Source organism: Streptomyces sp. TRD_SC_5 (assembly GCF_056836825.1).
In genome coordinates this window covers 1,573,413-1,599,440 of the sequence record NZ_JBWZZS010000001.1, presented here as the reverse complement: position 1 = coordinate 1,599,440, position 26,028 = coordinate 1,573,413, and the positions used below count along the sequence as shown (strand labels likewise).

The 26,028-nt window shown below is 69.8% G+C and carries 22 protein-coding genes and 1 pseudogene; 11 read left to right on the top strand and 12 right to left on the bottom strand.

Annotated elements, in window-relative coordinates:
• Positions 1–49: 49 nt before the first annotated feature.
• From AC1P0E_RS07455 to AC1P0E_RS07445, 3 genes are read right to left on the bottom strand one after another with little or no spacing between them, the layout of a single operon-like run.
• On the bottom strand, positions 50–1,336 hold the full coding sequence (locus AC1P0E_RS07455) for a 7-cyano-7-deazaguanine synthase (RefSeq protein WP_482741361.1): 1,287 nt from the start codon (positions 1,334–1,336) through the stop codon (positions 50–52).
• Complete coding sequence (locus tag AC1P0E_RS07450; protein ID WP_482741360.1) at positions 1,333–2,127, bottom strand: hypothetical protein; 795 nt, start codon at positions 2,125–2,127, stop codon at positions 1,333–1,335. Before AC1P0E_RS07450 ends, AC1P0E_RS07455 begins: the two co-directional genes overlap by 4 nt.
• Complete coding sequence (locus tag AC1P0E_RS07445) at positions 2,127–2,528, bottom strand: hypothetical protein (RefSeq protein ID WP_482741359.1); 402 nt, start codon at positions 2,526–2,528, stop codon at positions 2,127–2,129. Before AC1P0E_RS07445 ends, AC1P0E_RS07450 begins: the two co-directional genes overlap by 1 nt.
• A gap of 267 nt (positions 2,529–2,795) precedes the next feature.
• On the opposite strand from AC1P0E_RS07445, the gene AC1P0E_RS07440 reads away from it, so the two are divergent.
• Positions 2,796–9,557: a DUF3320 domain-containing protein gene (locus AC1P0E_RS07440; protein WP_482741358.1), complete on the top strand. Its 6,762-nt coding sequence runs from the start codon at positions 2,796–2,798 to the stop codon at positions 9,555–9,557.
• A gap of 199 nt (positions 9,558–9,756) precedes the next feature.
• Here the strand turns inward: AC1P0E_RS07440 and AC1P0E_RS07435 are convergent, their stop codons facing one another.
• Entirely contained in the window at positions 9,757–10,425 is a 669-nt protein-coding gene (locus AC1P0E_RS07435; RefSeq protein ID WP_482741357.1) for a DUF2293 domain-containing protein, read from the bottom strand.
• Between the two features lie 20 nt (positions 10,426–10,445).
• Positions 10,446–10,904, bottom strand: a complete 459-nt coding sequence (locus AC1P0E_RS07430) for a hypothetical protein (RefSeq protein ID WP_482741356.1) — start codon at positions 10,902–10,904, stop codon at positions 10,446–10,448.
• Between the two features lie 73 nt (positions 10,905–10,977).
• On the opposite strand from AC1P0E_RS07430, the gene AC1P0E_RS07425 reads away from it, so the two are divergent.
• Positions 10,978–11,709: a DUF7873 family protein gene (locus tag AC1P0E_RS07425; protein WP_482741355.1), complete on the top strand. Its 732-nt coding sequence runs from the start codon at positions 10,978–10,980 to the stop codon at positions 11,707–11,709.
• Between the two features lie 347 nt (positions 11,710–12,056).
• Here the strand turns inward: AC1P0E_RS07425 and AC1P0E_RS07420 are convergent, their stop codons facing one another.
• A complete protein-coding gene (locus AC1P0E_RS07420) occupies positions 12,057–12,347 on the bottom strand; it encodes a hypothetical protein (protein ID WP_482741354.1) in 291 nt (96 codons plus the stop codon).
• Positions 12,348–12,571: 224 nt separating this feature from the next.
• Here AC1P0E_RS07420 and AC1P0E_RS07415 point away from each other — a divergent pair, with 224 nt between their 5' ends.
• The 3 genes and pseudogenes from AC1P0E_RS07415 to AC1P0E_RS07405 form a co-directional block, all read left to right on the top strand.
• Positions 12,572–13,078 (top strand): cupin domain-containing protein, encoded by a 507-nt coding sequence (locus AC1P0E_RS07415; protein ID WP_482741353.1) that lies wholly within the window; start codon positions 12,572–12,574, stop codon positions 13,076–13,078.
• A gap of 81 nt (positions 13,079–13,159) precedes the next feature.
• Positions 13,160–13,375 carry a hypothetical protein gene (locus AC1P0E_RS07410; RefSeq protein ID WP_482741352.1) on the top strand — a complete coding sequence of 72 codons (216 nt, stop codon included), beginning with the start codon at positions 13,160–13,162 and terminating at the stop codon, positions 13,373–13,375.
• A 7-nt stretch (positions 13,376–13,382) separates the two neighbouring features.
• A pseudogene (locus tag AC1P0E_RS07405) lies at positions 13,383–13,622 on the top strand (uridine kinase); the annotation flags it as partial.
• A 236-nt stretch (positions 13,623–13,858) separates the two neighbouring features.
• On the opposite strand, the gene AC1P0E_RS07400 reads toward AC1P0E_RS07405, so the two are convergent.
• Together AC1P0E_RS07400 and AC1P0E_RS07395 are read right to left on the bottom strand one after the other, a co-directional pair.
• Positions 13,859–14,851, bottom strand: a complete 993-nt coding sequence (locus AC1P0E_RS07400; protein ID WP_482741351.1) for a carbohydrate kinase family protein — start codon at positions 14,849–14,851, stop codon at positions 13,859–13,861.
• Positions 14,848–15,765, bottom strand: coding sequence for a pseudouridine-5'-phosphate glycosidase (locus tag AC1P0E_RS07395; RefSeq protein WP_482741350.1), 918 nt, complete (start codon positions 15,763–15,765; stop codon positions 14,848–14,850). The genes AC1P0E_RS07400 and AC1P0E_RS07395 overlap by 4 nt, the downstream gene beginning before the upstream one ends.
• Before the next feature lie 89 nt (positions 15,766–15,854).
• Here AC1P0E_RS07395 and AC1P0E_RS07390 point away from each other — a divergent pair, with 89 nt between their 5' ends.
• Together AC1P0E_RS07390 and AC1P0E_RS07385 are read left to right on the top strand one after the other, a co-directional pair.
• Positions 15,855–16,280 (top strand): VOC family protein, encoded by a 426-nt coding sequence (locus tag AC1P0E_RS07390; RefSeq protein ID WP_482741349.1) that lies wholly within the window; start codon positions 15,855–15,857, stop codon positions 16,278–16,280.
• Between the two features lie 52 nt (positions 16,281–16,332).
• Positions 16,333–16,695 carry a cupin domain-containing protein gene (locus AC1P0E_RS07385; RefSeq protein WP_482741348.1) on the top strand — a complete coding sequence of 121 codons (363 nt, stop codon included), beginning with the start codon at positions 16,333–16,335 and terminating at the stop codon, positions 16,693–16,695.
• Here the strand turns inward: AC1P0E_RS07385 and AC1P0E_RS07380 are convergent.
• The 4 genes from AC1P0E_RS07380 to AC1P0E_RS07365 all read right to left on the bottom strand — a co-directional run bounded on the left by AC1P0E_RS07380 (position 16,685) and on the right by AC1P0E_RS07365 (position 19,767).
• Entirely contained in the window at positions 16,685–18,049 is a 1,365-nt protein-coding gene (locus AC1P0E_RS07380) for an MFS transporter (RefSeq protein WP_482741347.1), read from the bottom strand. The two genes, AC1P0E_RS07385 and AC1P0E_RS07380, sit on opposite strands and share 11 nt — an antisense overlap.
• The gene (locus AC1P0E_RS07375; RefSeq protein WP_482741346.1) at positions 18,046–18,201 is read right to left on the bottom strand and encodes a hypothetical protein; all 156 of its coding nucleotides are present in this window, start codon (positions 18,199–18,201) and stop codon (positions 18,046–18,048) included. Before AC1P0E_RS07375 ends, AC1P0E_RS07380 begins: the two co-directional genes overlap by 4 nt.
• A gap of 73 nt (positions 18,202–18,274) precedes the next feature.
• Positions 18,275–18,829, bottom strand: coding sequence for a methylated-DNA--[protein]-cysteine S-methyltransferase (locus AC1P0E_RS07370; protein WP_482741345.1), 555 nt, complete (start codon positions 18,827–18,829; stop codon positions 18,275–18,277).
• A gap of 41 nt (positions 18,830–18,870) precedes the next feature.
• Positions 18,871–19,767: a glycerophosphodiester phosphodiesterase gene (locus AC1P0E_RS07365; protein WP_482741344.1), complete on the bottom strand. Its 897-nt coding sequence runs from the start codon at positions 19,765–19,767 to the stop codon at positions 18,871–18,873.
• A 238-nt stretch (positions 19,768–20,005) separates the two neighbouring features.
• Between AC1P0E_RS07365 and AC1P0E_RS07360 the strand changes: the two genes are divergently transcribed.
• From AC1P0E_RS07360 to AC1P0E_RS07345, 4 genes are all read left to right on the top strand, one after another.
• Positions 20,006–20,809, top strand: coding sequence for an MHYT domain-containing protein (locus tag AC1P0E_RS07360; protein WP_482741343.1), 804 nt, complete (start codon positions 20,006–20,008; stop codon positions 20,807–20,809).
• Positions 20,810–20,859: 50 nt separating this feature from the next.
• Complete coding sequence (uvrB, locus tag AC1P0E_RS07355) at positions 20,860–22,989, top strand: excinuclease ABC subunit UvrB (RefSeq protein WP_482741342.1); 2,130 nt, start codon at positions 20,860–20,862, stop codon at positions 22,987–22,989.
• A 198-nt stretch (positions 22,990–23,187) separates the two neighbouring features.
• Complete coding sequence (locus AC1P0E_RS07350; RefSeq protein ID WP_482745677.1) at positions 23,188–23,754, top strand: TerD family protein; 567 nt, start codon at positions 23,188–23,190, stop codon at positions 23,752–23,754.
• Positions 23,755–23,846: 92 nt separating this feature from the next.
• Complete coding sequence (locus tag AC1P0E_RS07345; protein WP_482741341.1) at positions 23,847–25,805, top strand: TerD family protein; 1,959 nt, start codon at positions 23,847–23,849, stop codon at positions 25,803–25,805.
• Positions 25,806–26,028 lie beyond the last annotated feature (223 nt).

Here is a 26,028-nt window from a genome sequence, read left to right as displayed (position 1 = left end):
AGGGCTGGTGAGGAAACGCGCAAACACCTTCAGTCCTGGCGCGGTCGGCTCACACCGACGCCACCAGGGTGCTCAGCTCGACTCGGCCCCGTTCGATCACCTCCAGCCAGGGCTGCGGGTCAGTACCGGGAGGCAGCGGCTGGTCGGCGATCAGGTCAAGGGCGCTGTACGGGGCTTCCAGCCAGCGGCGCAGCGACTGCCAGTCGACTGTGCGGTCGCGGCGCAGTTCGGGCTCGGTGGGGGACGCCTCGTAGTCGGTTCTGTCTTGGCCGTTCGCTGCGAGGAGGCCCGAACGGCGGATCAGGCAGGGAAAGCAGATACCGCAATTTGTGTGCTGGGAGTTTCGGAGGCGACGGGGCGGCCTGCCGCAGCTGAGCGTCGCCCCCAGGTCGTACGGCGACAGGCCGCAGGCGCGTGCAGCCTGGCAGACTTCGCCCTTGGTGAGGCTGGACAGCGGATTGTTCACCGTGACGGCGCCGCCGATCGTGCCGATGAGGCGGTTGAGTAGATGCAGGGTCCATGGATGGACGGACCGGGTCGACAGGGCGGATGCGCGAGCCGCGGTCAGGGGCGGGTTCAGGGCGAGCTGCCCGTTCTCGGGGAGGTGGACCGTGGAAACACCGCTCGCGGCAGCGGCCCGGACCGCGGTGGCGGCGTACAGCAGTCCACGGGATCGTGACGAGCGCTCTGCCGACCGACCGTCCCGGCCGCCCAGCACCTGCCGCGCGGTCGCATGGCGGACCCTGCGGCCGGATGCCTCGGCGAGACGGGTCACGGCGTCATGCGCGGCGTGCTGAACGAACTCGAGTTTGGGCTCGGCGAAGGTGACGAAGAGCAGCAACCCGCCTGTGGTGGTCGTGGCCCGCTGCGCCGCCCAGCTGAGAGAGTCCAACCCGCCGGAGAACAGAGCGACTTCGCTGGCCCTCCAGTCCTCGCCCAGCGGGATCGGAGGTTGTGTCGGCGGGGTGCGCAGGGCTCGCGGGCGTATGTCCCAGTGGTCGCCGGTGAGCATCTGCAGCAGGGCGGCGGCCAGGGCGGCGGACGTACCGCTCCAGCGGATGGGATCGCTGACAGGAACGGACAGGGTGAGACGGCGCGTCCAGCGGTCGAAGGCCCGGTCGCGGGAGGCGAGTTTGTCGGCGAGGAAGGCGGCGCGTGCAAGCCGCAGCAGGTCGTCGGACCAGTCCGGCGCCAAGGCGTGCAGGTACTGGTGCCCGGTGATACGGGCTTCCCGCTCCCGGAATCCGGCGCTGCCGATTGTGTGCCACCCCGGTGCGGTGGGCTCCTCGCCCTGGTGCGAGCGCCACCAGAAACGGTACGGAGCGTCGGCGCTCATACGGCTGCCTCCGGGGTGCCGGTCAGGTCCATGGTCAGCCCGAGAGCCTTCCCCAGCGTGCCCGGGACCAGGTCGCGTGCGATCGCCGAGAGCGGGACAGCGGCCTCGGATTCCCCGGTGACGACGGCCTGGGCGCGCGGCTCCAGCCGAGCTGCTTCTTCGCAAGGGTCGGGGACGAGCTCCAGTATCTGATCGGCGATCGCGTCGGTTATCTCTCCGCTGGGATCGACGGCAGGCAGCAGGGGTACGGCGAGGGCGACGTGGCCGGCGATGAAAGAGCGCAGGAACTCTGTCACCAGATCGGCGAAGAACCATTGATAGAGCAGGCACAGCAGGTCACCGGGGAAGCCACGGTTTCGATCGTGCAGGACCTCCGGGTGCACGGAGACGAGGCGATGCCCGCTCTGCGCCGCGGCGCGGCGTACGGCTGCGTCGACGAGGGTCGTGCCGTCGCCGGTCACCCTCCGGCTGAACTCGGAGACGAAAGCGGCGCCCGGATCGGCGAAGGTGACATGGGGAGCCGTGGTCAGGGCCGCTGGACCGTCGGTGACCAACTGATCGAGTACGTCGACGAGCCGTGACCCGGCCTGCCTTGATGCCGCTGCCAGCCCGAACGACTGCGGGTCGCTGCGCAGAGTGTCCTGGAGGACGGAGATGCAAGCGATTGCGGCAGCTTCCTGAGGCTCCGGGCGGCCTTCTGGCGGCCGGCCCAGGCGTCGGCCGAGATCCGCCCACGACCTGCCCGTACCACTGCGTCCGCCAGGCCCTCTCCAGGGCGTCGACGTACCCATCAGGATCCACCTTTGCCCAAGACAGTGATCGTGGTGGTCACTGCTGTGGAGAGGAGAGCGACGATTGCTCCGACGCTGGCCAGGCTGACCTTCGGGTCGGAGAAGAGCTCGCGACCCGTACGGCGTAACTGCGGGTGCACGACGAGGGTGCGCAGGCGCTTCCACTTGTGCCGCTCGTAGTGGCAACCGCGCAGCAGACCGTGGGCGTTGTTCCGGCAGACCTCGCCGGCTCTGCGGATGGGGGCGCCACAGGGAATCGGCGCCTGGAACAGGAACCACAGGAAGCTCAGCGCGAAGAGCACGGACAGACCCGCGGGGCCGATGTCCGACGACAGCCAGGCTGCGATGGCGACGATGAATAAGACGAGCCCCCAATAGGGCCAAATCCTGCGCCAGTTCATGCCACATGAACGTAGGCGTGGCAGCCGCCCGTCAGCAGGGCGCACGCAGGCGCACGGAAGCAAGCCTGTTGAAGGGCGATACCTTCACGTCGGCTCCGGGCAGCCTTTACACTCCCTTCACCAGGGGTGGTAGGGGCCGGGGGAATGGTGAGTTCGCAGGGGTGAGGAACAAAGCTCCTGTTCGTTCGGTGTCCTTGATGTCCAGCCGGTCAGCTGGGTCTCTGTGCTGGCAGCCCCGAAGCGCGACGGCAAGGGTGAAGGACGAGCGTGACATTTGTGGGAGCCAATGACAGCGGTGACGGTTCCGGCGTAAGTGATGTGGAGCGCTTCAGGGCGGTTCTTGCCGGCTGGCGTACGTCGTTGGTGGATTTGAGCGGACGTAACCGCCTGCTGAACTTCCGGCATACCAAGATGTCAACCTTGGAGATCAAGGCGCCGTCCGCCGACGAGGTACTGGCAGGGCTCGCCCGTGGCCGGCTGTTCGCGGAGCTTCCTGATGCCGAGGAAATGCAGGATGACGGCCCGTCCCAGGCGGTGCAGCTCCGCAAGGACACAGACGCGCCTGCTCCCACTCCCGCTCCGGAAGTCCGCGGTGGAGGGCTGGTCACCCAGAAGACCACTTCACCCGCGCTGTACCGGGCGCTGCGCACTCTGCGGACCAGGTCGACCCAGGTCTTCAACGACTACGGTCTGTGGACACTGCACCTGGGTGTCGGCGTACTCAACTGGCGTGAGGACGGCGCCGACTCGGGCAGTGACGCACCGCTGGTGCTGGTTCCCGTGAAGCTTGAGGTCACCAAGACCGGCCAGTTCGTGCTGCTCGCCTCCGAAGACGAGGAGCCGCGGCTCAATCCGGCTCTTCCGGTGAAGCTGGAGCAGTTCCACATCGACTGGACTCCGGTGGCAAAGACCGACCCCGCCGATCTGCCCGCGGTACTCGCCGCCGCACGGGCGGCGACCGCGGGCAAGGCGGCCTGGGATGTCCGTGAGCGGGTCGTGCTGTCACTGTTCACCTCCCACAAGGAGGCCATGTACCAGGACCTGCTCGACAACGAGGACCAGGTCCTCAACAGTAACCTGGTCAGGGCAGTCGCCCTCGGCCCCGCCGCCCGTCTGGCCCCGGAGCGTTTCGACTTCGAGGAGGCCGACATCCGGCGGATCGACAAGCTGTGCCCGCCCGAGGACAGCCCGCTGGTTCTGGACGCCGATGCCTCGCAGCGGCAGGCGGTGGCCGCCGCCGTGGCCGGCCACTCCTTCGTCCTGGACGGCCCGCCCGGTACGGGCAAGAGCCAGACCATCGCGAACATGATCGCCGGTCTGATGCACGCGGGGCGCAGTGTGCTCTTCGTCAGTGAGAAGGCCGCAGCGCTGGATGTGGTGCTCGACCGGCTCAAGTCGGTGGGGCTCGACTCGTACGCACTGGCCCTGCACAGCCACAGCACCAGCCGCAAAGCTGTCGCACAGGAGTTGGGGCGTGCGCTGATTGAGGAGCCGCAGGCGCCGCAGCTGACCGACCATGAACTGGCCCAGGCACGAGAGGTGCGGGAATCCCTCTCTGGTTATGCCGAGGCGATGAACGAGCCACGCCTGCCCCTCGAGCGTTCCCTGCACGACGTCATAGGCCGCGTGAGCCAGCTCGCGGACGCCCCCGTGGCGTACGTCACCGCTGCCGTCCGGGACGACGGCAGCGAAGAGGAGGGCTTCCGTGCGGATCTACTGGGCCCCCGGGACATGGAAGCGATCCTCGACGCCGCGGCCACGGTCCGCGACGCCTGGACGGCGGTCGCTGATCGCAGCTTTCCCTGGCGCGGACTGCGCGCGGACCTCCCGCACCCTGGGCCGGCGCTGGAGCAGGCCATCGCCGCACTGGACGGCCTCACCGAGGCGGTGGCCCGGTACGGGGATCTCAACGACTCGGGCGAGCCGATTACCTGCGCCCCTGAAGTTACCCGCTTGACCGACTTGCTGAGTCTTCTCCACACGCGCAGCCCAGTCCCTCAGGAGTGGCTGACCGTCGACGACATCGCGGGCGAGATCGAAGAGCCGGTTGACGCATTTCTCGCACGGGTGAAGCGAGTGCACCGAGCGCGCGCCGCGGCCGAAGGCGCGGCAGGGCCGCGCTGGGAGGAGCTGTCACCCAGGCTCAGCAGTGAGCCCGGGGCCGCAGAGCGCGCGCTGTCGGAGCTGTCGCCCGCCGGGCTCGATCTTTCCGGCTTCACGCAATCCCGCGCTGTTCAGCTCTCCGGCGCTTTCGAGGCGACGGCGCAGCAGCTGACCGGCGCACACCACACGATGCTCGCGTTGACGCGACAGCTCGGTCTCGACGTACCCGTTGGCGTACCCGCCGCTGCGGCGGTCTGTGACCTCATCGAGCTGGCCGGGGCCGAACACCGGCCGCTCGAGGAGTGGTTTTCCCCCGAAGGGTTGCGCGAGGGGGAGGAAGCCGCAGTCGCGACGGTCGCAGCGGCACTGCAGGGCTTCATCTCCCGGCGGGAACTGGCCTTGTGCGCCCGTGCGACGGCCGCGTCGGTCGTGGGGTCGGCCTGGACGGATCTGCCCCCGGCCCTGACGCCGGAGCCGCCCGCGAGCGAGCGGTCCCTGGAGGGACTGGTGCCCACAGGGCTGGCACTCTCCTATATGACTCAGCATCAGGTAGGCGCGGTCCGCAGTAAGTTCGCCGTAATGCGTGACGCAGTCGAAGCCGCCCGCACTCGCGCTGGAGAAATCGCCGCTCTGCTGTCCTGCGAGCCGCCGGGCAGGGCTACCGAGGCGTACGACCTGTGTGTGCTCGCTGACCTCGCGCAAGCCGTCCACGCCCCGCTGGATTCCTGGTTCGACCCGTCTGTGCTACCTCGCGTCCGCGTTGCGCTCTCGGAGCTCCAGGGGGCGGCCCAGCAGCTCGGTGCTGCCGAGCACGCAGCCAGGGAGACCTTCCGTCCGGACGTGACTGCCGCTGCTGAGCTGCCGGACACCGTACGGCGCCTCAGTGAGGGCCGTCGGGGGGTCGTCGGCGCGATTCTCTCGGCCCGGCACCGCGCCGACCGCAAGTTCGTCGCCGCGCTGACCGTCACCGGAGCGTGGCGCAGCGAGCTGTTCGACAAGCTACCGCTCGCCCTCGACTGGCATGAGAAGTACCGCCACCTCCTCCACCTCACTCGCTCGTACGCCGACCTTCTCGGCCCCTACGCCGCCACTGGCCTGCCCGACCTGCCCGCACTGCACACCGCGCTCGGCCACGCGGAGACGATTCACCGCCTCGCCGCACCGGTAGTGGCCGACCCTTTCCGGCGGCCACTCCTTGCTTCGCGACTCGCGAGGAGCCCGGCCTCGCAGCCGGAGCTGCTGGGACTGAGTGAACAGCTGCGCGCCAACCTCGACACATGGGCGCAGGCTCTTGCTGGACCGCAACTAGCCTCCGTGCAATACGAATTAGCCGAGCTGTCGCTTTCCGAGGCAGCCCAGTGGCTGCGTGCGCACCTTCAGCCGCTCGACGAGGCTGCGCTCGTCCTCGACACGGTCCGCGGTTGCTCCGGCGGCCGAGACGGCGACGGCGAGCCGGACCATACGCTCGCCGGAGCCCGCGCCGGGATAGCCGCGGCCGCGGAAGCCCGCGCGCGGACTGAAGCGTTCGACGCCTGCGAGGCGGCCGACCGGCTCCTGCTCGGCCCCTGGTACCGGGGGCTCGACACTGACCCCGCGCGCATCGGCCACGTAAGCGACAGCAAGGAGGCGGAAGTCCGCGAGGTCGGCGCCCTTCTCATCCGGGCCCTGGCCCATGACACGCGGGAGCAGACCGCCACTGTGTCCCGCACGGCCCTTCTCCTGGGGTCATACGCGCCGGACGGGCACCCGAACACGGCCGCCCTGTGCCGCGCTCTGGATGTCGCCGGGGGCATCCACCGCCTGGCCCCCGCCACCATCGCGGATCCGTCCCGCCGCACCCTGCTCGCCTCCTGTCTCGCCGATGGCAACCCGCCCCAGCCGGAACTGCTGCGCCAGGCGGGCCGCCTCCGTTCGGATGTGACCGATTGGCGGCGGCAGACACAGGAGCCGCATCTCGCCGGGATGGGGCCGGTGCTGGCGCAACGGGCCTTCGACGAGTGCGCCGACTGGTTGCGCGCGCACCTCGAGCCGCTCGACGAGGCGTCCAGATTCATTCGATCCACCGCACGTGTATTCACCGCGGGCGGTCGGACCGCAGACGCTGTCCCCCTCGTCCAAGCCCGGGCAGCGGTACGGGCCGTGGTGGACGCGCGCGCCTGCGAGAGCGACTTCGTGGCCACCGAGGTCTCCGATCGCCGCATCCTCGGCGCCCTGTACGCGGGTAGTGGCAGCGGCACCGACGCTGTCGGTGCCGCGCTCGACTGGGCGCACCAGGTGCGCCGTACCGCCGACGGGCGTCGCTCCGCGCCGCTGACCCCCAAGGCGGCGCACATGATGTGCACCGTTACTCCCGACCCGGCTCCCGCGCGGCGCCACGAGGAGTGGTTGCGCCAGGCCGAGCAGCTCACCAACCATTTCGACGCGGATCGAGCCGAGGAGCTGTCGGCCACTCTGGAGTCGTCCTTCCCCACCGCGGAACGGCTCCTCTCCTCGCTGCGCGACGACACCCAGGGCCCGGACGCCTGGCTGTCCTGCGCCGTCGGTCTGGCGCGGCTGCGCGCCTACGGCCTCGACTCTCTCGCCCGGCAGCTTGCCGATCGTGACGTTCCCGCCGAGGATTTTCCCGCGGCCCTGGAACGGACTGTCCTGCAGGCATGGATCGAGCACCAGCTCGCCACCGACCAGCGGCTGCGCCCGATGCGTGCGAGCGAACGCGACCAGCTCGTGCAACGTTTTCGTGCCATCGACCGGCACCTGGTGCAGGCGTCCCACGCCACGGTCATCGCCGCGTGCAACGAACGCCGCCCGCGCCGTACCAACGCCGGTCAGGCCGCGATCCTGCGTCGCCAGGCCGAACTGCAGCGCCGCCACTGGCCGGTGCGCAAGCTCCTCTCCGGCACGCGTGACATCGTTCGCCTCATCAAGCCCTGCTTCATGATGAGCCCCCTGACCGTCAGCCAATTTCTTCCCGCCGACTTTCGGTTCGACGTTGTCATTTTCGACGAGGCCTCGCAGGTGCTCCCGCAGGATGCCGTGAACTCTGTCTACCGCGGTGACGCCCTCATCGTGGCCGGCGACGAGAAGCAGCTGCCGCCGACCTCGTTCTTCACTGCTGGTGGCGAGAGCGACGAAGACGAGGACTGGGACGATGACGACAGCGCCGGATTCAAGTCGATCCTCAACGCCTGCAAGGCCAGTGGCCTCCTGCGGGAGCTTCCGCTGCGCTGGCACTACCGCAGCCGTCACGAGAATCTGATCGCCTTCAGCAACCGCTCCTTCTATGAAAACTCCATGGTCACCTTCCCCGGCGCCCTGGAGCACGGCGACGACGTCGGCGTGGAGTTCTTCAAGGCCGACGGCATCTACGACCGCGGAGGTCGCCGCGACAACCGCGTCGAGGCCGACCTCGTCGCCCGACGTGTGATCCACCACTTCAGCACCCGCCCGGGCAGCAGCCTCGGCGTGGTCGCCTTTTCCCAGCCCCAGGCCCAGGCCATAGAGGAAGCGGTGCTCAACGCCCGCGCGTCCCACCCCGATCTCAATCGGCACTTCACCGACGACCGCCTCGACGGGTTCTTCATCAAGAACCTGGAGTCCGTGCAGGGGGACGAGCGCGACGTCATCATCCTGTCTGTCGGATACGGCCCCGACGCCCAGGGCCGCCTCCGCTCCACCTTCGGCCCGATCAACAAGGAAGACGGCTGGCGGCGCTTGAACGTTGCGGTCACCCGCGCCCGCCGGCGCATGGAGGTCATCGCCTCCTTCGAGGGTGGCGCGCTCCCCGACAGCCCCAACCCGAGCGTCCAGCACCTCAAGCGCTACCTCCAGTACGCCCAGCAGGGCCCGCAGATCCTGGAACTCGCAGCCGACGACCCGACGGCGGAGCCGGACAGCCCCTTCGAGGAGGCGGTCCTCGACGTCCTGCGCGGCTGGGGGTACGACGTCCAGCCGCAGGTCGGCGTCGCGGGCTATCGCATCGACATGGGCGTACGCCACCCCGCATTGCCCGGTGCGTACGCCCTCGGCATCGAGTGCGACGGGGTCATGTACCACTCCTCGCGCGCGGCCCGCGACCGCGATCGGCTGCGCGAGGCAGTCCTGCGCGACCTGGGGTGGAAGCTGCACCGCATCTGGGGGACCGACTGGTACCGCAACCGCGCCGAGGCCGAACAGCGGCTACGTGCGGCCGTCGAAGCGGCCTGCGAGTCCGCGCTGTCCCAGGTGATCGCGTGCCGCGAGCCGAATGCGTACCCGGAGGCCACTGCCGGTGCGGAGGCGTGCGTGGAGCGGGAGCCCACACCCGTCGTCGACTACGTTCCGGTGGCAGAGCCCAGCCGGTCCGAGTGGAGCCGTCCCTACCGGGCGCTGAGCGCCCGAGAGTTGATGGACTACCGGCAGATCGCATCCTCTGCTCGTGGGGTGCCGGGCGTGGACCTGCGTGAGGAGGAAGGTAGAGGCGTACTGGCCGACGTGATCATGCAGGTTGTACGGACGGAGGGGCCGGTGGAAGAACAGCTGATCCTCGACCGGGCGCGCGACGCCTGGCAGCTCGGCCGTTCCGGCGTGATCGTGCAGGACGCCATCCGGCGCGTACTCAAGTCGCTGAAGCGCTCGCGGCAAATTATCTGGACCGATACCACCGTTGACCTGCCTGAACGTGACGAGGTGTTGGCCCGAACACCAACCGCGGAGTGCGCACGCAAGGTCGCCCTGGTGCCGGCCGTCGAACGCCGTGCCGCGCTGCTCGGTGTTCTCGCCGAAGCGCCCGGCAGCCAGCGCGACGAGGTGCTTCAGGAGACCGCCCGCTTCTTCGGCTGGTACCGCCTCGGCCCCGACATCAGGGCGGCCTTCGAGCAGGACATGACTGTGTTGATCAAGCAGGGTGCCATGGAGGTGACTCCGACGGGTTTGGCCCCCGCACGGTAGAGACTGGGTGCACCCTTGGCAGCAGCGGCAAACGCTCTTCACGCAGCCGAGTTGCGGTGGATCTGACGCTCCCGACTGCCAGCAGATCCGGATGAGAAACTCCTTGGCGATGGCCTGGCGTCACATTCGCGTAGCTGAGCGCTGAGCGGAGAATTCGTCGTGGCAAATGCCGCTTGGCCTGACGACCCGCTAGTGACCGTCATGAGCAGGCGATCTCCAGGCGCCAAGCCGTCAGTACTTCGTCGATACCGGCCGCCACCGTCGTCCGCGCTTTCCATCGTGGTACCCCGCTCATCAGCAGTGCGTCGTACGGCGTGTCCTCGTGGCGTATTGCGGCTCGGACCGCTGCCGTTATTGCCGTCTCGTCCAGGGCTCGGGCCGCCGCGCTGCGGCCCACCCTGCCGCTGCCGCGTTGTGAGGTGTGGGTGGCGATGGCCTGGGCTCGGTGGGGTGGGCAGGAGGGGAAGAGGCGGAGGATATTGGTAGTCAGGGTGGCGGTGAAGCGTACGTCCTCGGTGGCGCGGCGGGCCGCGTCCCGTTCGCGGCGGCGGGCTCGGGCGTCCGCGTCCGCCAGGCAGGCGGTCTCGGCGCGGGCCAGGGCCGGTGCCTCGACGAGGAGGCCCTGGCGTTCGTAGCGTCTGCGGCGCCGGCTGTGGCGGACGACTACCGCCCAGAGCGAACTCGCCTCGCGTGCTCTGCGCGTCAGGGCCGCGTTGCCTCGGGGGAGGTAGACCAGGTGGGCCAGGTCCGCGCAGTCGAGGCAGATGGCGGCGTTGAACTCGAGGAGGTGGAAGCGGAGGGGGCCTTGGCGGCACTCGGCACAGTGTCTCCGCTTGCTCGGTTCTGGTTCGATCGCCACCAGGTCCATGCGGGGAGCGTACCCAGCTGTCAGCGCACGCTCGGGGCCGCCGCGTCGATGAACTTGGCCAGGGCTTCCTTCGCCTGCTCCGAGCGTCGGGCGCGTTCCGGTTCGTCCGTTGCCCCGTGCATGCTGTGCGTGAACTCCAGGGCCGTCTGCGCCAGTCGTACGGCTTCCCTGTCCGCGCAGACGAGCTGCACGCGGATCAGGGCCTGCCGGGCGGCCGAGCGCAGCGGATACGAGTCGAGGCGCGAGTTCTTGGCATCGGCGCTGTCCGGCGCTTCGGCCTTGCGGTGCCAGCGGTCGTTCTGCGCGCGGCGGTAGTCCACGAGGGCGCCGGCGAAGGTGCTGTACGCGGAGATCCGCTCCTGGCGGAGCTGTTCGGCGCGGGTGAGCGCGGCGGTGCGTTCCGCCGTCTGGCGCTGGAAGAAGTGGGTGGCGACCGAGCCGAGCAAGGTGCCTATGACGGCGATGAGGGCTGTCCCCATTACGGTGTGTTCTCCCCGGGCGTTGTGAATAACCGTTCGAGTTCGGACAGTTGATGTTGCTAGCGTCATGGACGTGGCGAAACTCAATCAGATCATCGCAGTCGAGAAAGGCGTCAAGTCCAAGGCGCAGCAGGACCTGACGGCAGCTCAGCACAGCCTCCAGAAGCCCGCTTTGCTCGCGGGCATTTCGCGTACGTACCAGGCGAAGGACGAGGAGGGCGAGCAACTGCCGCCCGAGTCCACGCGTGTTCAGGTCAAGGCCGAGGACGTGCTGCGTGAGACGGCGAAGACGCTGACCCGGCTGTTCGACGTGACCGCCACCAAGGACTGGGCCAACTGCACCGCCCGCGCCGATGTGAACGTCGACGGGCGGGTGCTGGTGAGCGAGGCACCGGTTTCCTATCTCCTCTTTCTGGAGAAGCAGCTGGCGGACATCAACGCCTTCGTACGCAAGCTGCCGGTGCTGGACGCCTCCGAGGCGTGGACGCTGGACCCGTCGACCGACGACTGGAGGACGGATGCGGTACGGACGCTTCGTACGAAGAAGGTGCCGCGCAACCACGTGAAGGCGGAGGCGACCGACAAGCACCCGGCGCAGGTCGAGGTGTACTACGAAGACATTCCGGTCGGATACTGGACGACCGTGAAGTTCTCCGGGGCGCTGACCGCCCGCCGTGTGAACGAGCTGCTCGAGCGGGTGGAGAAGCTCCAGCAGGCGGTGAAGTTCGCGCGGGAAGAGGCCAACGGCGCCGAGGTCACGGACCAGCGAGTGGGAGACGCCGTCTTCGGCTACCTCTTCGGGTAGCCGGGCGAGCAGTAGTTTTATTGACTCCCCGGGCGCCATCGTGCGCTCGGGGTGCGCGAGGAGCGCAAGCTGAAACTGAAGTTCGTCGTGACTGGAGCGGTGCGTGCCGGGATACCGGACACGGGCCGCGATCAATCTCAGACTCTTGCTCCAGACTCAGCATTCGCCGCCGATCGCCGGTTCAACCGGGCCCAGGCCCATGCACGTCGAGATGCCGGTTCAATTCCGGCCCGTGGAGCTCGGTCCGCGGTGGTCTAAAGGCATGACACGGCGACATAACGACTGACCTGGTCCCATTACTGGACGGCGTGCCAGATGGGCGGCATTGAACAGGGCTCGGGGGCCGGCTACGCCCCCGGGCCCGCTTCCATGCGACGGAACGACACCCCACGGCCCGCGAAGAAGCGTTCGAAGGTGGCGAGCGGGAGATCCGCCCCCCGGGTGGCCGCGGTCGTGCCGGACGGGTTGTGGAAGTGGACGCCCCTTCCGTCGGGCGTACGGGCCGTGATCAGGAGCGCCGGGTCTGCCGCCGGGCCGAGGCCGCCATACACGATCTGCTCGGTCAGGTCAGGGGACGCGAACCGGGTGCGGACGGGGACGAGACAGGTGGCGCAAGAGGAGTCGGTCGGGCTGGTCACTGGGGGCACCCACTCCGGAAGCGGCCGGTACGGCTCGTCGCCGCATCCAGATCATCGGCGTACGGGAGAGGCTCCGAAGCCTGTTCCCGATCTTTCGACAACCGTCGTGCGCAACCCCTGGGGGCGTGGGGTGGGTCTCGGATACGGTGAGGCCGTTTCGGCGATTCAGGCGGCGGGGGCTCCGATCGAACCCCTGCCCGCGCCCGGGAGTTGGAGGGGTTCCAATGAGGTTCTTGGGGTTCTTGGGTTTGTCGCGGTTCGTACGGAGCGGTGAGCACGGGTGGGGGCGCAAGGGCATGGTCCTTGGCGGGTGCGTGGCGGCGCTCGGCATGGTGCCTTCCGCCGCACTCGCGACGCCCGGCAGCGGAGTGAGCGGCACGGTGCTCGCCACCGGCACGTCGACCGGGACCATGAAGGTGACGGCCAAGGGGGTCACCGATGTGGTCGTACGCACCATCACCATTGCCCCGGGCGGATCGACCGGCTGGCACCACCACCCCGGGCAGCTCATCGCCGTCGTACAGAAAGGCACACTGTCGCGGACTCTCGACGACTGCTCCGTCGAGACGACGACCGCCGGCCAGTCCTTCATCGAACCGTCCGGAGCCAAGCACCGGCACATAGGGCGCAATCTCGGGAGCGAGCCGGTCGTGCTGTACGTGACCTACATGCTGCCGGCCGGCAGCCCGCTCTCCGTGGACGCCGAAGCGCCGGCGTGCGAGGCGGGGTAGTACGCGGCGGAGCACCTGCCGCCAAGGGCAAGGTCAAGCAGGCCGGCGAGGGAAAGCGGGGATGCGGCTAGGGTCGGTCTCATGACTTCGGATCTCTGGGCCTCGCTGCCCGCCGCCGTACGGGACAAAGTAGACGAACTCGTCGTCCAGGGGCGGTCGGTCCAGGCCGTTTTCGCCGTCCGCTCCTCGGGCGTTACGCCGAGGCCCGGGCTGCGCGCGTGCCAGGACCTGATCGCGGAGCGTGGTGTGGCGCTCGCCGACCAGATCGGACCGCCTGCGCCGCCGCCCCCCGCATGAGGTGACTGTGCGCTTCGAAGCGATCACCTGGGAACGGCTGACCGAAGCCCTCGCCGACCACCTCGACGCCCTGAAACCGGCGGACGACGGGCTGCCGGCGTCGTCCCCGTGGCTCAAGGTGGCCGTCGACGGTGCGCCTGCCGCCCGTACCGGCGAGGCGGCCGGGCGGCTCGCCGAAGCGTTGCGGCTGCGCGGCCGAACGGTCCTGGTGGTCAGTACGGAGGGATTCCTGCGGCCGGACGCGCTCGTACGGGCCGACGACCCCCGCCATCCGGCGTGGTCGGGACTGCGGGGCGGCTAGGGCACTTCCAGGCCACCGCCTCGCCGGTGCGGTGCCAGGAGGGGACGGTGCCGGGGCGCTCCCCGCAGGGTGTCGAACACTGTTCCGCCGAACAGGTCGAGTGCCCGTCCGTTCGGCACCCGAGGAGACGCCGCGGCGGCGGCACCGACCCCAACGCCCCGGCTCCGATCCACCGACGCCCCTCACGGAAGAGGCGGTCTCCCGCCCACGCACGTCACCGCACGCGCCCCCGCCCCGCACCCCGCCGCCAAGGCCGACGCGTCGACCGCCCCGGCGAGGCGCGCCGCGAGGAACGCACCCGCGAACGCGTCACCCGCACCCGTCGTGTCCACCGCCCTCGCAGCCGCCGCCGGAACGCGGCAACGCACCTGGCCGGCGGCGGCGAGCAGCGCACCCCCCGCGCCCAGGGTGGCGGCGACCAGCGGAAAGTGCCGGCTCAGCTTGGCCGCGGCGTCCCCCGCGTCCGGCAGCCCGGTGAGCAGCCTGGCCTCGTCCTCATTGGGCAGCAGCACATCCGCCCCCGCCACGGCCTCCAGAAAGCGGTCCACGCCCAGCTCGGCGATGAACCCCGCCGACGCCGGATCCACGCTCACCGTCACCGCCCGCTCCCGGGCAGCGTGCATCGCCAGCCGGGCCGTCTCCCGGCTCGTACCAGCGAAGAAGAGGTAACCGGAGAGATGAAGATGGCCGACGCCGTCCAGCAGGACAGGGGACCAGTCATCGGGAGAGAGCCGCAGGGCGGCCCCACTGTCGGTGAGGAACGTCCGCTCGGCGGCGGCGTCGACGAGGGAGATCACGGTGGCGGTCGCCGCCGCCCCGTCGAACACCATCTGCGGACGCACACCCGCACTCCGCAGCCGTTCCTCGTGCCAGGCACCCGCGTCCGTACCGACCCGCGCCAGAAGCCGTACGTCCGCCAGTCCCGTGTACGCCGCCCAGCAGGCAACGTTCGCGCCGGCCCCGCCCGGCAGCGTCCTGATCTCCGCCGCCGTGTCGGTCGCCCGCGCCAGCGGCGTGCGATGGCGGGCCACGACATCGGTGACCACATCGCCGACCACCAGCAGCGCACCACCCGAGCCGCCGTCCCCACCCTCACTGGCTCTCCCTCCGGCGCTCGCTCCCAAGCCTCCCCCTCCGGCGCCCGCCCCCACACCTCCTCCCACGTCCTCGCTCATGCCTGCGTCCAAGCGGTCGCGATCTGCCCCGCCAGTCGCACGTTGCCGCGCACCGCAGACAAGTTGGCCTCCAGCGACGCCCCTTCCGTTTTCCGCGCAAGGTAGTCCAGCAGAAACGGCGTGACCCCCTGGCCCGCGATCCCGCGCTTCCCGCACTCCTCCAGAGCCTCGGCCAGCACCCGGTCGTGCAGCGCCGGATCGAGCTGCTCGGCCTCCGGTACGGGGTTGGCGACGAGCAGCGCCGCTTCCGGTCCGCCCAACGCCTCCTGGGCACGCATCACCGCCGCCACCTCACCCGGTGTCCGCACTGTCCAGTCGACCGGCTCGCCCGAGCTGCTCAGGTAGAACCCAGGGAAGTGCCCAGTTCCGTACCCCAGGACCCCGACCCCGAGCGTCTCCAGACGCTGCAGCGTCGCCGGGACGTCGAGTATCGACTTGACTCCCGCGCACACCACCGTGATCCGCGTCCGCGCCAGCAACCCCAGATCCGCCGACTCGTCCTGCGTCTCGGTCCACTCCCGGTGTACGCCGCCGAGCCCGCCGGTGGCGAAGACGCGCAGGCCTGCCCGGGCGGCCAGGAACGCCGTCGCCGACACGGTCGTCGCTCCGCTCGCACCCGTCGCCAGCGCCGGCGCGAGATCGCGATGGCCCAGCTTGCGCACCGAGTCGTCGTTCGCAATGCGATCCAATTGTGCTTTGTCCAGGCCGACATGGGCCCTGCCGTCGAGGACGGCGATGGTTGCGGGAACAGCTCCGACGTTACGTACCACCTCCTCCAGCTCCTCCGCGACCCGCAGATTGCGTGGGCGCGGCAGACCGTGCGCGATGATCGTCGACTCGAGGGCCACGACGGGACGGCGCCGCTCCAGCGCCTCCCGTACCTCTTCGGACAACTGCAGTGCGGTGTCAGGCATGCCCCCATTCCTGGCGCGCCGACCGGGCCGTCAAACGTCGCGCGGCGCGCCCCTTGTGCTCGAAGACGATCACGCCGCAGCCTTTGGGGATGACAGAAACACATCTCGATCACGTCGTGCTCTGGGTCAACGACCCCCTTGCCTCGGTGGAGTTCTACGAGAAGACCGTGGGCCTGACCGGCGTACGCGCCGCCGAGTTCGCCGAGGGCAAAGCGGCCTTCCCCTCCGTGCGCATCTCCGCCGTATCCCTCCTCGACCTCGCCCCGCTCACCATGGCCGGGTCCATGAACGCCATCCCGGGAGCCGAGGGAACCGCCGGCCACCCGGTCAACCATGTCTGCCTCGCCATGGACAAACAGGCCTTCGAGGCCCTGCACGGCCGGCTGGAAGACAGCGGCGTCGCCGTCTCGCCGTACTCCCACAACAGCTTCGGGGCCCGCGGCGCGGCTCCTCGCTCTTTCTACTTCCGCGATCCCGACGGCAACATCATCGAGGCCCGCCACTATGACGAATGAGACAACGCCCCTCGGTGAGGCACTTCGTACGCCCCCGCTAAGGTGACGCGCCATGACAACAATCGATCAGCCGCCCGCATCCTTCTCCGTGCACATCCCGGACGCCGACCTGGAACCGGAGCCGCTCGATCCGGACCAGATCGTGTCCGGCGAACCGGTGGTGACGGGCAAGGTGCTGTGGGAGTCACCCGACGGCAAGCAGCTGCGCGGCATCTGGCAGATCACCCCCGGCGTGGTCACCGACACCGAGGCCAACGAGCTCTTCGTGGTGGTCAGCGGGCGCGCCACGGTCGAGGTGGAGGGCGGCGACACCCTGGAGATCGGTCCGGGTGACGCGTGTGTGCTGCGCGAGGGGGACCGTACGACCTGGACCGTGCACGAGACGCTGCGCAAGGCCTACCACATCAGCCTTTAGCGGTCGGTTCTGTCGGTTCGGTCGCGTCGGCAGGGCCGGCCGGTCCGGTCGCCGCAGTCGGTTCAGCTGCCGCAGCCGCTTCGGCGGGGCGGCTGCGGGCGGCAAGCAGGGCGAGCGCGGCCATCGGCAGCAGCAGGCAGGCGCCGATCGCGTTGAGCCAGCCGTAGCCCGCCTGCGACACGATCAGGCCGGCGGCGGCGCCGCCGATGCCCGCCGCCGAGTTCATGGTCAGGTCGGACAGGCCCTGGACCGCGGCGCGGGCGGGCTGCGGCACCGAGTCGGTGAGCAGGGCGGAGCCCGACACCAGGCCCGCAGACCAGCCGAGGCCGAGCACGAAGAGACCGGCGGCGGTCTGGGCGTGGCTGGAACCCGCCGTACCGGCCAGCAGGGCGGCGAGGCTGAGCAGGCCGGCCGCCAGGCCGATGACCGCGAGACGGCCGACCCGGTCGGACAGCCAGCCCATGACCGGTGAGAAGGCGTACATGCCGGCGATGTGACCGCTGATGACCAGGCCGACAAGCTCCAGACTGGCGCCGTGGTGGCCCAGGTCGACGGGGGTCATCACCATGATCGAGACCATGACGGTGTGACTGACGGCCACCGTCACCAGGGCGAGCCTGGCCCGCGACGAGGCGGCCACCGCCGCGACTCCGGCACGCAGCGAGCGGCTCTGGGGGGACTGCGATTCCGCCGGGGCCAGGGCCCTGGCGGTGAGGAGCGGATCGGGGCGCAGCAGTACGGCGACGATCAGACCGGTGACGAGGAAGATTCCGGCGGCCCACAGGAACGGGCCCGCCGTCTCGGGTATGGAGGTGCCGGTGAAGGCGCGTCCCGCCGGCGCCGCGATGTTGGGGCCGAAGACCGCGCCGATCGTCGTGGCCCAGACGACCGTCGAGATCGCCCGGGCGCGCCGGTCCGGCTCGGCCAGGTCGGCGGCGGCGAAACGCGCCTGGAGGTTGGCCGAGGACGCGGCGCCGAATCCGGCCATGCCGAGCAGCAGCAGCGGGAAGTTCCCGATGACGGCGGCGACAACCACGAGTGCCGCACCGACCGCGCCGATCAGGTAGGCGAGGACGAGTCCCGGGCGCCGGCCGCGCGAGGTCATCAGGGAGGCCAGGGGGATCGACAGCAGGGCCGTACCGGCGACGGAGGCGGTCGGGGCCAGCCCCGACAGGGCCTCGGTGCCGCTGACTTCGACCGCGAGGACGGGCGCGAGAGCGATGCCGATGGGTACGCCGAGCCCGCCGAGGATCTGGCTCACGACGAGCACGACGGACGTACGCCGCTGGAGGGCGCGTAGCGCGTCGGGCCCGGGTACGGCCGCCGCCGCAGCGGACTTGTCGATCGTGGTCACAGCGCGTAGGCCTTTCCCGGGTCGCGGGCCGGCACAGGCTGCCCGTACAGGGTTACGAGGGAACCGTCGGGTATCGGCAGGCTCGCAGCGATCGGCGGAGGGGCGACGAAGGAGCCGGGTCCGGGGTCGTGCGCGGCGATGGTGGTAGTCACCGCCGCAGTGTGCCAGTCCTTACGAAGGTACGGAACTGAGATTGTTCGGCCCCGGCCGACCGGCCCGGCGGGCTCAGAACAGCGGCTGGGGCAGCACCCCTTCGAGCGCCAGCAGCGCCCGCTTGGTCTCCAGGCCGCCGCCGAACCCGCCGAGTCCGCCGTCGCTCTCCACGACCCGGTGGCACGGCACCACCACGGGCAGCGGATTCGACCCCATCGCCGCACCGACCGCCTGCGCCGCCCCGGGCTGCCCGACGCGCCCCGCCAGATCGCCGTACCCGACGACCGTGCCGTACGGAACGCCGGTCGCCAGCTCGCGCAGCACCTGCCGGTTGAACCCGGAGCTCAGCGACCAGTCCAGCGGCAGAGCGAAGTCGCGCAGCCCGCCCGCGAAGTACGCCGCGAACTGCCGTATCGGCTCGGCCAGCCGCACGGAGCCGGGCGCCTCGGCGACCTCGGCGCCCAGCCGCGTCCGCAGCCGGGCGAGCGTCTTCTCCCGTACCGCGGGACCGGCGTGGAACACCACGCACACCAGGCCCGCATCGGTCGCGGCGACGAGCAGCGGCCCGATGCCGCTGTCGCCGCTGTCGATGACCGCCCACTCCACGAACTGCCCGTCGCTGTTCATGCGCACCAGGGTACGACCGGGCACTGACAACGGGGCGAGCGTTACTCGCTGACGGCGTCCCGGACGATGTCGGGGTTGTTGGTGATGATCCCGTCCACGCCGAAGTCGTTCACGCGCGTCGCGGCCGCCGCCGTGTTCACCGTCCAGGTGTTGACCCGCAGCTGCTTGCCGTGCGCGCCCTTCAGCTTGTGGACCGCCGCGACATAGTCGGCCGTGAGCGAGGTGTGCGTCGGATTGATCTGGTCGGTGAACTGCGCGTACTTCGGCAGGTCGGCGACCGCGGGCGTCCCCAGGAAGCCGGTCGTGAGGTCGGGCCGCTGCTCGTGCACGGCCTTCACGCTGTCCGCGCCGAAACTCTGGATGACGAGCTTGTGCTTGACGTGGTGGCGGTTCAGCCAGCCCTCCTCGCGCAGTACGCGCAGGGTGTCCCTCTCGATGCCGGGGTAGAGCTCGGGCTTCTTGATCTCCAGGAGCAGCTTCTGGTGGTTGCGCTCGACCCGGTTCACGTACTGCTTCAGGGTCGGCACGCGCGCGCCCGTGAACTCGGGGCCGAACCAACTGCCCGCGTCCAGCGTGGCGATCTCGGCCGCGGTGAAGTCCTTGATCTTCCACGGCGACCGGCCGGGGAAGGCCTGCTCCACGTTCGTGGTCCTGGCGAGGCTGTCGTCGTGGACGACCACCAGCTCGCCGTCCTTGGTGCGCTGGACGTCGTTCTCCACCCAGTCGAACCCCATCCGGTCGGCCAGGTCGATCGCCGCCAGGGTGTTCTCGGGCGCGTATGCGGACGCGCCCCGGTGGGCGATGACGGCGGGCTCGTCGTGCGGACCGGTGGAGTCGGCCGCCTGGGTGGCCGAGGCGGGCAGCAGCAGTGCGGCGGCGCCCAGGAGCGCGGCGGCCGTGGCCGAGACGGTGCGTGCGTACACAAGGACTCCTCGCATGGAGTGATCACGGACGGTCCGAGAGTGACAGCGAATAGTCAACGATGGACAGGTGAAGGATGGCCACGAAGTGAACGAAACCGACCTGGCCGCGTCACGTGTCAATTTCCCTGCCGCCCAATTGCCGGGAAAGCGTGTACTGATCACCCGGCTCGGCCTACTCTCGCCCGAAACGGGCCTCCGTACCACCAGTGGGGCCCCACCCGCCGGCGACGGAAGCTGAAGGGCGCAAAAGGGCATGCAGGGCACTGTCGACGGATTCAGCTACGGCCTCCTCACCCCGGTCGCGGCGTACGTCATGGCTTGTCTCGGCGGCGCGCTCGGACTGCGCTGCACCGCGAGGTCACTCAAGAACGAGCAGCGCTGGAAGACCGGCTGGCTCGCGCTCGGGGCGACCGCGATCGGGTCGGGGATCTGGACCATGCACTTCATCGCAATGATGGGTTTCGCGGTGAAGGAGACCCCGGTCCGTTACGACGCGACCCTGACGTACGCCAGCCTCGGCGTCGCCATCGTCATGGTGGGCATCGGCGTCTTCATCGTGGGACACCGGGGAGTCACCCCAATGGCGCTGGTCACGGGCGGCACGATAACCGGTCTGGGGGTCGCCACCATGCACTACCTCGGCATGGCCGGAATGCGACTGCGCGGCCAGCTCCAGTACGACACGGTCACCGTCGCCCTGTCCGTGCTGATCGCGGTGGTGGCCGCGACCGTCGCGCTCTGGGCGGCCGTGTCGATCCGTGGCTTCCTGCCGACCCTGGGGGCGAGCCTGATCATGGGCGTCGCGGTGAGCGGCATGCACTACACCGGCATGGCCGCGCTCAGCGTCCATCTCCACGGGTCCGCGACCGGCGCCGGCGGCGGCGAGACGTCCGCCCTGGTACTCATGCCGATGCTGATCGGCCCGGTGATCTTCCTGTTCCTTGCGGGCGTGATCGTGCTGTTCGATCCGCTGCTGATCACGGGCCGGGCCGACGGGCAGCGGCACGGCGGACCCGGCGTCCCGCGCCCGGCCCCGGAAACCTCGTGGCGCCGCTGACCCGGCGGGATCACCACGTGAGTGTCAGTGCCTGGCCGTACGGTTGATGCATGCGGCCCGTTTCAAGCATCGAACGTACGGTGGCGCCCTTCGAGGTCGTCAGTTCCTACCAGCCCAGCGGTGACCAGCCGGCGGCCATCGCCGAGCTGGAGCGGCGCGTTCGCGCAGGTGAGAAGGATGTCGTCCTGCTCGGCGCGACCGGCACCGGCAAGTCGGCGACCACTGCCTGGATGATCGAGAAGCTCCAGCGCCCGACGCTCGTCATGGCGCCGAACAAGACCCTGGCGGCCCAGCTGGCGAACGAGTTCCGCGAGCTCCTGCCGAACAACGCCGTCGAGTACTTCGTCTCGTACTACGACTACTACCAGCCCGAGGCGTATGTCCCGCAGTCGGACACGTACATCGAAAAGGACTCCTCGATCAACGAGGAGGTCGAGCGGCTGCGCCACTCCGCGACGAACTCGCTGCTCACCCGCCGCGACGTCATCGTGGTCGCCTCCGTCTCCTGCATCTACGGCCTCGGTACGCCGCAGGAGTACGTGGACCGCATGGTGCCGCTCAAGGTCGGCGAGGAATTCGACCGCGACCAGTTGCTGCGCCGCTTCGTCGACATCCAGTACACGCGCAACGACGTGGCCTTCGCGCGTGGCACCTTCCGGGTCCGCGGCGACACCATCGAGATCTTCCCGGTCTACGAGGAGCTGGCCGTCCGCATCGAGATGTTCGGCGACGAGATCGAGGCGCTCTCCACGCTCCATCCGCTCACCGGCGAGATCATCAGCGAGGACGAGCAGCTGTACGTCTTCCCGGCCAGCCACTACGTCGCCGGACCCGAGCGGATGGAAAAGGCCGTCAGGGGCATCGAGAAGGAGCTGGAGGACCGGCTCGCCGAGATGGAGAAGCAGGGCAAGATGCTGGAGGCCCAGCGTCTGCGCATGCGCACCACGTACGACCTCGAGATGATGCGCCAGATCGGCAGCTGCTCCGGCATCGAGAACTACTCGATGCACATGGACGACCGCGCCCCCGGCACCGCGCCGCACACCCTCATCGACTACTTCCCCGAAGACTTCCTGCTGGTCATCGACGAGTCGCACGTCACCGTGCCGCAGATCGGCGCGATGTACGAGGGCGACGCGTCCCGCAAGCGCACCCTCGTCGACCACGGCTTCCGGCTGCCGTCCGCCCTGGACAACCGCCCCCTGAAGTGGGAGGAGTTCCAGCAGCGCGTGGGCCAGGCGGTCTACCTCTCCGCCACCCCCGGTGCGTACGAACTCTCGCGCTCCGACGGCTTCGTGGAGCAGATCATCCGCCCCACCGGCCTCATCGACCCCGAGGTCGTCGTCAAGCCCACCGAGGGCCAGATCGACGACCTGGTGCACGAGATCAGGAAGCGCACGGAGCGGGACGAGCGCGTCCTGGTCACCACCCTCACCAAGAAGATGTCCGAGGACCTCACCGAGTACTTCCTCGAACTCGGCATCCAGGTCCGCTATCTGCACAGCGACGTCGACACACTGCGCCGCGTCGAGCTGCTGCGCGAACTGCGGTCCGGTGAGTACGACGTACTGGTCGGCATCAACCTGCTGCGTGAGGGTCTCGACCTGCCCGAGGTCTCGCTGGTGGCCATCCTCGATGCCGACAAACAGGGCTTCCTGCGCTCGGGCACCTCCCTGATCCAGACCATCGGCCGCGCGGCGCGCAATGTCTCCGGACAGGTCCATATGTACGCCGACAAGATCACCCCGGCGATGGAGAAGGCCATCGACGAGACGAACCGCCGCCGCGAGAAGCAGATCGCGTACAACACGGCGCACGGGGTCGATCCGCAGCCGCTGCGCAAGAAGATCAACGACATCGTCGCGTCGATCGCGCGCGAGCAGGTCGACACCGAAGAGCTCCTCGGCTCCGGCTTCCGTCAGGCGAAGGAAGGCAAGGGGGCCAAGGCCCCGGTGCCCGTGCTCGGCGGCAAGGCGGCCAAGGGCGCCAGGGCGGGCAAGAAGGGTGATGTGCTCACCGACCGCCCCGCCGCCGAACTGGCCGCGCTCATCGAGGAGATGACGGAGCAGATGCGTGCGGCGGCCGCCGAGCTGCAGTTCGAGGTGGCCGCGCGGCTCCGCGACGAGGTGGGGGAGCTGAAGAAGGAACTGAGGCAGATGAGGGAGGCGGGGCAGGCCTGACGGCCCCGGCGCCCGCCCGGCACCTGGTGTGTTGCAAGACCGACACAAAGTGCGACGCGGCTGTGGCGGCCCGGGCGTGACTGCGTAGGGTTCTGGGCAGCCGCACGCACACGGGCGGGCCGCGGGGTAAGCATGGAGAGGGGACAGCGCGTGGTGGATGTATCCAAGGGCAGCGCGCCCGGGGGACCTGGCGTCAATCTGACCAAGGGTCAGGCCATCAGCCTGGAGAAGAAGGGCGGCGGTTCGCTCACCGCCGTCCGGATGGGGCTCGGCTGGCAGGCGGCGCCGCGGCGCGGTCTGTTCGGTTCGCGCACCCGGGAGGTCGACCTCGATGCCTCGGCGGTTCTGTTCGCCGACAAGCAGCCGGTCGACGTCGTCTTCTTCCGTCACCTCGTCAGCGACGACGGCTCCGTGAAGCACACCGGTGACAATCTGGTCGGCGGCGCCGGCCAGGGCGGGGACGACGAGGCGATCCTCGTCGACCTCCAGCGCGTGCCGGTGCACATCGACCAGATCGTCTTCACGGTGAACTCCTTCACCGGCCAGACGTTCCAGGAAGTGCAGAACGCGTTCTGCCGCATCGTCGACGAGACCAACGGCCAGGAGATGGCCCGCTACACGCTCGACGGCGGCGGCCAGTACACCGCCCAGATCATGGCCAAGGTGCACCGCGACGGCGCCGGCTGGAAGATGACGGCCATCGGCACCCCTGCCAACGGCCGTACCTTCCAGGACCTGATGCCGTCGATCCTGCCGCACCTGTAGCAGGCGACCGCTGAAGTACGCGCAGCTCCCGGAGGCATCGTGCCGTCGGGAGCTGCACCACATCCACCATTGCGACGCGGGGGAGACAGGCGATGACGGCCGAGCTGGTCCGGGGGCAGAACCACCCCTTGTCCCAGGCCCGTTTGGAGATCCGGGTTTCGGCCGGCAAGCCGGTCGTGGCCGGTGCCACCCTTGGCGACGAGCACGGCACCGTACGCGGTACGGAGTGGGTCGCCCACCCCGGCTCGCCGAACCTTCCCGGGCTCGAAGTGTCCAAGCAGGCCGCGGCCGACCACCGGCTCGCCGTGGACCTCGAGGCCCTGCCCGAGACCGTGCACCGGGTGAACGTCCTGCTCGCCCTGCCCATGGGCGTCGGAGGCCCGGTCCGCTTCGGCGCCGTCGCGGCCCCCTTCGTCTCCGTCACCGGGCTCGACGGCTCCGAGGTCGCCAACTACACCGTGACCGGCCTGGACAGCGAGTCCGCCGTCGTCGCCCTGGAGCTCTACCGCCGGCAGGGCATCTGGAAGGTACGTGCCGTCGGCCAGGGTTACGCCGGCGGCCTCGCCGAGATGCTCGGCGACCAGGGCCTTACGCAGGCACACGAACTCGCCGCCGCCATCCAGGACGCGGTCAGCAGCGGCATGGCCCGCTCTGTCGCGCCGCCCCCGCCCCGCAGCCAGGACGACGACCGGGCCCGGCGTACGACGTCCCACGCCACGAACCTCGGACGCGACGCGCAGACCGACGCTCCGCCGCCGCCCGCGTCGGCACCGGCAGCCACACCCGCATCCACACCCGCCCCACCACTCGTGCCCACACCGCCGGGCGGCCCGATCGACTACGCGCACCCACGCCGCCAGAACACCGCGCCGTCGCCCCCGCCGCCCACCGCGCCGCCCGCACCGCCCGGCCAGTACCCCCAGCCCGTCGCCGGTGACGCGACCGGCTGGTCCATGGAGGAGCGCCTGTACAACCAGGTGTGGGGGATGTTCGAAGACCTGGCCCGCACCACCGCGGCGTACCGCAGCGCGGTCGACTTCGCCGAATCCCGGATGGACCAGGAGCTCGACAAAGCACTCTCCGACCCGCGCAGCCGGATCGGGACCGCGGGCGACACCGCCCGCGCGGCGGCCCAGGCCAAGCACGACAAGCTCGTCGGCCAGGCCCGCGACGTACTGGACCGCGACCTGGCACAGCTCGCCGCCGAGGCCGACGTCGTCGAGCCCGCTCTGCCGCCCGCCTTCGCCTCCTGGGCCAGCCCGGTCTGGCACGGCTACCGGGTCCCCATGGAGATCCCGATGGCCCTGCGCGTCGGCGACCTGCGTCTGCCCGAGCGCCCGGACCTGCGCATCCCCATGCTGGTCCGCCTGCCGCTGGAGCGCGGCCTGTGGATCGACAGTGGCCGTTCCGGCTCCGAGGCCGCGCTGATGATGGAGTCCGACCAGCTGCGTGCGGCGGCCATGGAGACCGCCGCAGCGCACGCGGCACGCCTGCTGGCGGTCTACCCCGCGGGCGAGTTCACCGTTCATGTCATCGACCCGGCGGGCACAGGCGCGCCCGCGCTCGCCCCGCTGACCGAGTCCGGGGTGCTCGACGCGCCGCCCGCGTCCGGCGCTCAGGGCGTGGCCGCGGTGCTGGCCAAGCTCACGCAGCGGGTGGAACTGGTGCAGATGGCGGTCCGGGGCGGGGTGACGGACTCGCTCCCGCCCGACCTGGACACGGCCGAGCAGCTCCTGATCGTCAACGACTTCCCGCACGGTTTCGACGACCGCGCCGTCACCCAGCTCCGCTATCTGGCCGACGAGGGCCCGCCGGTCGGCGTGCACCTGATGATGGTCGCGGACCGCGAGGACGCGAGCGCGTACGGTCCGGTGCTCGATCCACTGTGGCGGGCGCTGCTGCGGGTCACACCGGTGCCCGACGACCATCTGATCGACCCCTGGGTCGGTCATACGTGGACGTACGAGCCGCTGCTGCCGCCACCGGGCAGCCAGGTTTTGCGGCAGGCACTCGCACAAGTGGCGGCCGCGAGGCGGTCACTGCCCCGCTGACCGGCGCTTTTGGGAGTGCTTTACCCATCCCTTTACCTCCTCTTGGTAGTTCCTGTACTCTTCGTGGAGCGGAGGGGAGTACTCCCGGCTGCGACGTACCCGTCAATACGGACCGCCATCGGTCCCGGGGCGTCGGCCCGAGCGCGTGGACGCGCTCGGGTGGAAGAGACCTCCGGCAGCGACGACGCTGAGTGAGTTGCCGTAGCTATCTGCCGGAGGCGCA